Source organism: Streptosporangium sp. NPDC049046 (genome assembly GCF_040649155.1).
Classification (GTDB): domain Bacteria; phylum Actinomycetota; class Actinomycetes; order Streptosporangiales; family Streptosporangiaceae; genus Streptosporangium.
Map to the genome: position 1 here is coordinate 1 of NZ_JBEZEZ010000097.1, position 1033 is coordinate 1033.

Consider the following 1033-nt stretch of genomic DNA (forward strand, 5'->3'; position numbering starts at 1 on the left):
ATCCAGGCCGGCTCGGGGGTGCTGGAGGCCACGGTGACCTACAGCCCCACGATGGCCTCCTCGGCGATCAAGCTGGCCCGCCTGATCGCGCAGGGCAAGGGGATGAGCGACCTGGTGGAGAACCAGGTGCCCCAGTCGATCACCCTGGCCTCGGAGACGATCACCAAGGAGAACGTGGCCGAGTACCTGCCGCTGGGATTCGAGTCCTGATGGCGGCTGCGGACAGCAAGCCGGCGCTGGGCATCGGCATGGTCGGCTACGCCTTCATGGGCCGGGTGCATTCCCAGGCGTGGCGCAGTGTGTCGGCGTTCTTCGACCTGCCGGTGCGGCCGGTGATGGCCGCGGTGTGCGGGCGCTCACCGCAGGGGACGGCGGCGGCGGCCGAGCAGCTGGGCTGGGCGGCGGCCGAGACCGACTGGCGGGCGTTGATCGCGCGACAGGATGTCGATGTGGTCGACATCTGCACGCCGGGTGATTCGCACGCCGAGATCGCGATCGCCGCGCTGGAGGCGGGCAAGCACGTGTTGTGCGAAAAGCCGCTGGCCAACACGGTGGCCGAGGCCGAGGCGATGGCCAAGGCGGCGCGGGCGGCGGCCGAGCGGGGGGTGTATGCGATGGTGGCGTTCAACTACCGTCGGGTACCGGCCGTGGCCCAGGCCGCCCGCTGGGTGGCCGAGGGCCGCCTGGGTCAGATTCGGCACGTGCGGGCGCAGTATCTGCAGGACTGGATCGTCGATCCGGACTTCCCGCTGGTGTGGCGGCTGCGCAAGGATCTGGCCGGCTCTGGGGCGTTGGGTGACATCGGCGCGCACATCATCGATACCGCGCAGTTCATCACCGGGCAGCGGTTGACGCAGGTCTCGGGGTTGACCGAGACGTTCGTCACCCGGCGGCCGCTGGCCGAGGCCTCGGCGGGTCTGTCTGCCGCCGCGGGCGGCGCGGACGGTGCGGGGGTGGAGATGGGGGAGGTCGACGTCGATGACGCGGCGTTGTTCATCGGTCGTCTCAGTGGTGGGGCGCTGGCGTCGTTCGA

The 1033-nt window shown here is 70.6% G+C and carries 1 protein-coding gene and 1 pseudogene; both read left to right on the top strand.

Translation table 11 applies throughout. From position 1 onward, the window contains the following. A pseudogene (locus AB0B96_RS40860) lies at nt 1-210 on the top strand (sugar ABC transporter substrate-binding protein); the annotation flags it as partial. Then, nucleotides 210-1033, top strand: an 824-nt coding sequence (locus tag AB0B96_RS40865; protein WP_362907693.1) for a Gfo/Idh/MocA family oxidoreductase, incomplete at its 3' end; no start/stop codon positions are given. The pseudogene AB0B96_RS40860 and the gene AB0B96_RS40865, both read left to right, overlap by 1 nt.